Genomic DNA, 6,455 nt, shown 5'->3' on the forward strand with positions numbered 1-6,455 from the left:
ACTAATGTTTGGGATCAGCTTCACTGAACTGCTGCTCGTCGGCCTCGTCGCCCTGCTGGTGCTGGGCCCCGAGCGCCTGCCGGGTGCTGCGCGCACCGCCGGTCTCTGGATCGGGCGCCTGAAGCGCAGCTTCAATGCGATCAAACAGGAAGTTGAGCGTGAAATCGGTGCCGACGAGATCCGTCGGCAACTTCACAACGAACACATCCTGTCCCTGGAGCAGGAGGCGCGCAAGATCCTCACGCCGACCCAACAGGAGCCGACACCGGTCCAACCCACGGCCGAACAGGCAACGGCGCCCCAGGTGCCGGTGGATGAACCCGCAGCGGTGCCGGCTGAGCCAGTCAAGCCCGTAGAGACAGCCCCAACGGCGCCGACACCGGCCCCCAACGACCCCACACAGCCGCCGCGAGCATCATGAGCAATATCCCAGAGAACGATCAGCCGATGCCGCTGGTATCGCACCTCACCGAGTTGCGCACCCGCCTGCTGCGCTGCGTGGCGGCGATTTTCATCATCTTCGCCGGGCTGTTCGCCTTCACCCAGCAGATCTATACCTTCGTCTCCACGCCCCTGCGCCAGTATTTGCCGGCAGGCGCGACCATGATCGCCACCGACGTGTCGTCGCCGTTCCTGACACCGTTGAAGCTGACGATGATGGTCTCGCTGTTCCTGGCGATCCCGGTGATCCTGCACCAGATCTGGGGCTTCATCGCCCCCGGCCTGTACAAGCATGAAAAGCGCATCGCCGTGCCGCTGCTGGTGTCCAGTATCCTGCTGTTCTACACCGGCATGGCGTTCGCCTATTTCCTGGTGTTCCCGCTGATCTTCAAGTTCTTCGCCGCCGCCACTCCGGCCGGCGTGGAGATGATGACCGACATCACCAGTTACCTGGATTTCGTCATGACGCTGTTCTTCGCCTTCGGCGTGGCGTTCGAAATACCCGTGGCGGTGGTGTTGCTGGTGTGGATCGGCGTGGTCGACGTTACGTACCTGAAGAAGATCCGTCCGTACGTGATCATCGGCTGCTTCGTGGTCGGCATGATCCTGACCCCGCCGGACATTTTCTCCCAGACCTTGCTGGCAGTACCGATGTGGTTGCTGTTCGAGATCGGCGTGCTGTTCGGCGGTCTGGTGCGTAAACGTAGCGAAGAGCCGGAAGCTGAAACGGCCGACGATCATAACGACCAGCCGCCTGCGACCCAACCGTGAACCTGCTGCTGCTCGAAGAGGCCGATTTCGTTGGTCCTGACCGGGTCGTCCTGAGCGATCGCCGCCTGACCCACATGCAGGAAGTCCACCGCAGCGCTGTCGGCGACAGCCTGCGGGTCGGACGCATCGGCGGGTCGATGGGCTCCGCCCAGGTGCTGCGCCTGGAAGCCCGCGAAGCCGAACTGCAAGTGACCCTCGACCAGCCACCGCCGGCGAAGCTGCCATTGACACTGGTGCTGGCCCTGCCGCGTCCGAAGATGCTCCGGCGGGTGTTCCAGACCATTGCCACCATGGGCGTGCCGCGCGTGGTGCTGATCAACAGCTATCGCGTCGAGAAGAGCTTCTGGCAGACGCCGTTCCTCGAGCCCGAGGCCATCCGCGAACAATTGATCCTTGGCCTGGAGCAGGCCCGGGACAGTGTGCTACCGGAGATCATCATCGAAAAGCGCTTCAAGCCCTTCGTTGAAGATCGCCTGCCGGCCATCGTCAATGGCACCCTGGGCCTGGTGGGCCATCCTGGTGACCACCCGCCCTGCCCCCGGGCACTGACGGAACCGGTCACGCTGGCGATTGGCCCCGAAGGCGGTTGGATTCCTTACGAGATCGACCTGCTGGGCAAGGCCGGCCTGCAGCCGGTGCAACTTGGCGAACGAATCCTGCGGGTCGAGACCGCGGTGACGGCATTGCTCGCCCGACTGTTCTGATCCCCTCGCCGCAAAATCTCGACAAATCCCTACAGATTTCGCCCAAGCCGCCGATATACGTCCCCATAAAACCAATTTGGTCCCTCAAGGGAGTATCAGCATGTTCCGGTGGCTTGCCCAGAGTCTGGGAAACGTAAGCGTCAATCGCAAACTCGGCTTCGGCTTCGGCCTGGTGCTGTTTCTCACCTTGATGATCGCCTTCACCGGTTGGTCCGGCTTGGGCAATGTCATCAGCCGGGGCGACAAGCTGGGATTCATTGCCAGCCTGAACGACTTGAGCAAAGACTTGAACCTGGCCAGCATCGACTACAACGCCACCCGGGGCGAGAAAGGGCCACAGCTCGTCAACGACCTGCTGGTCAAGCTTGACGCCGGGCTGAAGACCGCTCGCCAGTTGATCGAACAACCGGCCGATGTGGCCATGATCGATAAGCAATTGGCCGCCGTGGCCGAGTACAAAAGCGCTTTCGCCGAAATGACCCGCGCCACCGTCAACCGCGAAGATGCCCGCAGTAAACTCGGCGCCAGTGCCGACAACGCCGTGGCCCGCGTCGCCGAGGTGGAAAAATCACTGCTGCAAGGCGGCGACGTCACCCAATTCAACAGCGTGGTGACCCTGAGCAAAGCGGTCCAGCAAGCGCGTTACCAAGTGCGCGGCTACACCTACAGCGGCAAGAGCGAAGCCCAGCAACCGGCCCTTGAGGCCATCGACACCGTGCTCAAGCTGCTCGCACGCCTGCCGGACCAATTGCCCCAGGAACATGCTGCCAACCTGCAACAGGCCAACGATTCGTTCAATCTGTATCGCGCGGCGGTCGCGCAGTTCCGGGATTCGCAGATCGAGAACGGTGCCGCCCTTCAGCGCATGACTGAGCAAGGCCAGGTGCTGATCGACTCCAGCCAGAAACTGACCGTGTCCCAGACAGCCGTGCGTGACCACGACGTTGCCCAGGCCAAGACCGTCCTGATCGCCGCTGCCGCACTGGCCCTGTTGTTCGGCGTCATCGCCGCCTTGCTCATCACCCGGCAGATCGTCGTTCCGCTGGGCCAGACCCTTCAGGTCGCCCAACGGGTGGCCGCAGGCGACCTGAGCCACAACCTGACCTCTGAGCGTCGTGACGAAATGGGCCAGCTGCAACGCGCCATGCAAAGCATGACCGTGAGCCTGCGGCAATTGATCGGTGGCATCAGCGAGGGGGTCACCCAGATCGCCAGCGCCGCCGAACAGCTTTCCGCCGTGACCGAACAGACCAGCGCCGGGGTCAACAGCCAGAAGGTCGAGACCGATCAGGTGGCTACCGCCATGCATGAAATGACCGCCACGGTGCAGGAAGTGGCACGCAACGCCGAGGAAGCCTCCGAAGCCGCCGTCGCCGCGGATCAACAGGCCCGCGAAGGGGACAAAGTGGTCGGTGAAGCCATCGCTCAGATCGAGCGCCTGGCACGGGAAGTGGGTAACTCCACCGCCGCCATGGGGGACTTGAAGCGCGAGAGCGACAAGATCGGCAGCGTTCTGGACGTGATCAAGTCTGTCGCCCAGCAGACCAACCTGCTGGCCCTCAACGCCGCCATCGAGGCTGCCCGCGCCGGTGAAGCCGGGCGTGGGTTCGCCGTGGTCGCCGACGAAGTCCGCAGCCTGGCCCAACGCACCCAGAAGTCCACCGAAGAAATCGAGGAGCTGATCGTCGGTCTGCAAAACGGCACCGAACAGGTCGCGACCATCATGGACAACAGCCGTAGCCTGACCGACAGCAGCGTCGAGCTGACCCGACGGGCCGGCGGTTCGCTGGAAAACATCACCCGCACGGTCTCGGCGATCCAATCGATGAACCAGCAGATCGCCGCCGCGGCCGAACAACAGAGCGCCACGGCCGAGGAGATCAACCGCAGTGTACTGAACGTGCGCGACGTCTCCGAACAGACCTCCGCCGCCAGCGAACAGACCGCCAGTTCCAGTGCCGAACTGGCGCGACTGGGCGTTCATTTGCAGACGCTGGTGGGGCGGTTCAAGGTCTAGAGATACACAATCCTTCCCCTGTGGGAGCTGAGCTTGCTCGCGATGAAGGCGACGCGGTCCCTCTGCAAGATCGCGTTATCGTTGATCGCGAGCAGGCTCGCTCCCACAGGATTGGGTGCTGCTGTCGGGAGTTGAGCCTGAGCAAGCTGCCCCACGGTGGACGGATTTGCGACTGATTCTTAACCGAACAAGAGCACGCACCCTCCCATCCAATCCCTTACCTATTTCCTACAGATCTGCATGGCATGGTCGATACTCTCCTCATAAGACCTACAAAAAGGTCCGTGGGAGTATCAGCATGTTCAGTTGGCTAACCAAAAAGCTGGGAAACGTAAGTGTCAATCGCAAGCTGGGGTTTGGTTTTGGCCTGGTCTTGCTCATGACGGTCCTGAGCACTTATGCGGGTTGGAACAGCCTGACCAGTGTAATCAGTCGTGCGGACAAGCAGGCCGCTATCGCCCATCTCAACGAGACGGCCAAGGACCTTCGAATCGCTCGCCTCGAATACGAAATGCGTCGCGGCGAACAAGGCGCCGCCGCCGTCAACGATCTTCTGGGCAAGCTCCAGGAGGGCTTGCAAGCCGCTCTCAAACAATTTGTACGAGCCGTTGACCAGCAGATGTTCAACCAGCAGCTGGCGATCCTCGATGAGTACAAACGCGCCTTTAACGACTTGACCCAAGCGACAGATAACCGAGAATCGGCCCGGTCCAAGCTCGGTGCTACCGCCGACAACGCCGTGGCCAAGGTTGCGGACGTTGAAAAGTCCCTGCTGCAAGGCGACAGCGTCGCGCAATTCAACAGCGTGATCGAGCTGAGCAAACTGATCCAGCAGGCACGCTTCCAGGTTCGCGGCTACACCTACAGTGGCAAGGCCGAAGCCGAACAACCGGCATTGAATGCTATCGACGACGCCCTGAAAAACCTCGAAAGCCTGCCGAGCAAGCTGCCGGAACAGCATATTGCAAACCTGCAACAAGCCACCGAATCGCTCAAGGGGTATCGCCTTGCCGTCAGCCTTTTCCGTGACTCACAAGTTGCCAGCACCGCCGCGCTCAAAAAAATGGTGGATCAAGAAGCCCGTCTGAACGAACTGAATAATGAGCTGACTGTTTCGCAAGTTGAAAAACGCGAGCAGGAGACGACACAGGCGAAGAATACCCTGATCATCGTCGCCCTCCTGGCACTGGCGTTCGGCGTGCTTGCCGCATGGCTCATCACCCGGCAGATAGTCACTCCGCTGCAACAGACGCTGATCGCCGTCGAACGTGTCGCCTCGGGTGACCTGAGTCAAAACCTTGAGGTCAGCCGTCGCGACGAGATGGGTCAGCTGCAAGGCAGCTTGCAGCGGATGGTCGTCAGTCTGCGGGAATTGATCGGCGGGATCAGAGACGGCGTGGCCCAGATCGCCAGCGCCGCCGAACAACTTTCGGCCGTGACAGAACAAACCAGCGCCGGGGTCAACAACCAGAAGGTCGAGACCGATCAGGTGGCTACCGCCATGCACGAAATGACCGCCACGGTGCAGGATGTGGCGCGCAACGCCGAGGAGGCCTCCGAGGCCGCCGTCGCCGCCGACCAACAAGCCCGTGAGGGTGAGCGGGTGGTTGGCGAAGCCATCGCGCAGATCGAGCGCCTGGCTAACGAGGTCGGCAACTCCACCGAAGCGATGGGTCATCTCAAGCACGAGAGCGACAAGATCGGCAGCGTGCTGGACGTGATCAAATCCGTGGCCCAACAAACCAACCTGCTGGCCCTCAACGCCGCCATCGAGGCCGCCCGCGCCGGTGAGGCCGGGCGTGGGTTCGCCGTGGTCGCCGACGAAGTCCGCAGCCTGGCCCAACGCACCCAGAAATCCACCGAAGAGATCGAAGAACTCATTCTTGGGCTGCAAAGCGGAACCGAAAAAGTTGCGACCATCATGGACAACAGCCGCGGCCTGACCGACAGCAGCGTCGAACTCACCCGCCGAGCCGGCAGTTCCCTGGAAAACATCACCCGTACGGTCTCGGCCATCCAGTCGATGAATCAACAAATCGCCGCTGCGGCCGAACAGCAGAGCGCCACGGCAGAAGAGATCAACCGCAGCGTGCTGAACGTGCGCGACGTCTCTGAACAAACCTCCGCCGCCAGCGAAGAAACCGCCGCCTCCAGCGCCGAACTGGCACGCCTCGGCGTTCATTTGCAGACGTTGGTGGGGCGGTTCAAGGTCTAGACAATACCCCCTCCCCGGTGGGAGCAGAGCTTGCTCGCGATGAAGTCGACGCGGTCCTTCTGCAAGATCGCGTTATCGTTCATCGCGGGCAAGCCTTGCTCCCACAGACAACACCGTCCCCTGTGGGAGCGAGCCTGCTCGCGATGAAAGCGCCGCGGTTCTTCTGTCAGACCGCGTTATCGTTCATCGCGGGCAAGCCTTGCTCCCACAGATAGTCATCAGGCAACCACAATCCAACAGACAACACCGTCGCCTGTGGGAGCGAGCCTGCTCGCGATGAAAGCGCCGCGGTTCTTCTGTCAGACCG

At 61.7% G+C, this 6,455-nt stretch carries 5 protein-coding genes; all 5 read left to right on the forward strand.

The window, feature by feature from the left end; genetic code table 11:
• The first annotated feature begins 4 nt into the window (after positions 1-4).
• The 5 genes from tatB to ACODTO_RS27210 all read left to right on the forward strand — a co-directional run bounded on the left by tatB (position 5) and on the right by ACODTO_RS27210 (position 6,148).
• Positions 5-421: a Sec-independent protein translocase protein TatB gene (gene tatB, locus ACODTO_RS27190; protein WP_139646473.1), complete on the forward strand. Its 417-nt coding sequence runs from the start codon at positions 5-7 to the stop codon at positions 419-421.
• On the forward strand, positions 418-1,212 hold the full coding sequence (gene tatC / locus ACODTO_RS27195) for a twin-arginine translocase subunit TatC (RefSeq protein ID WP_139646471.1): 795 nt from the start codon (positions 418-420) through the stop codon (positions 1,210-1,212). Before tatB ends, tatC begins: the two co-directional genes overlap by 4 nt.
• The gene (locus ACODTO_RS27200) at positions 1,209-1,916 is read left to right on the forward strand and encodes a 16S rRNA (uracil(1498)-N(3))-methyltransferase (RefSeq protein ID WP_139646469.1); all 708 of its coding nucleotides are present in this window, start codon (positions 1,209-1,211) and stop codon (positions 1,914-1,916) included. Before tatC ends, ACODTO_RS27200 begins: the two co-directional genes overlap by 4 nt.
• 100 nt (positions 1,917-2,016) lie before the next feature.
• Positions 2,017-3,933, forward strand: coding sequence for a methyl-accepting chemotaxis protein (locus tag ACODTO_RS27205; protein WP_139646467.1), 1,917 nt, complete (start codon positions 2,017-2,019; stop codon positions 3,931-3,933).
• A gap of 298 nt (positions 3,934-4,231) precedes the next feature.
• Positions 4,232-6,148, forward strand: a complete 1,917-nt coding sequence (locus ACODTO_RS27210; RefSeq protein ID WP_489107327.1) for a methyl-accepting chemotaxis protein — start codon at positions 4,232-4,234, stop codon at positions 6,146-6,148.
• Positions 6,149-6,455: the final 307 nt, after the last annotated feature.

It is taken from the genome of Pseudomonas sp. FG13 (assembly GCF_057809755.1).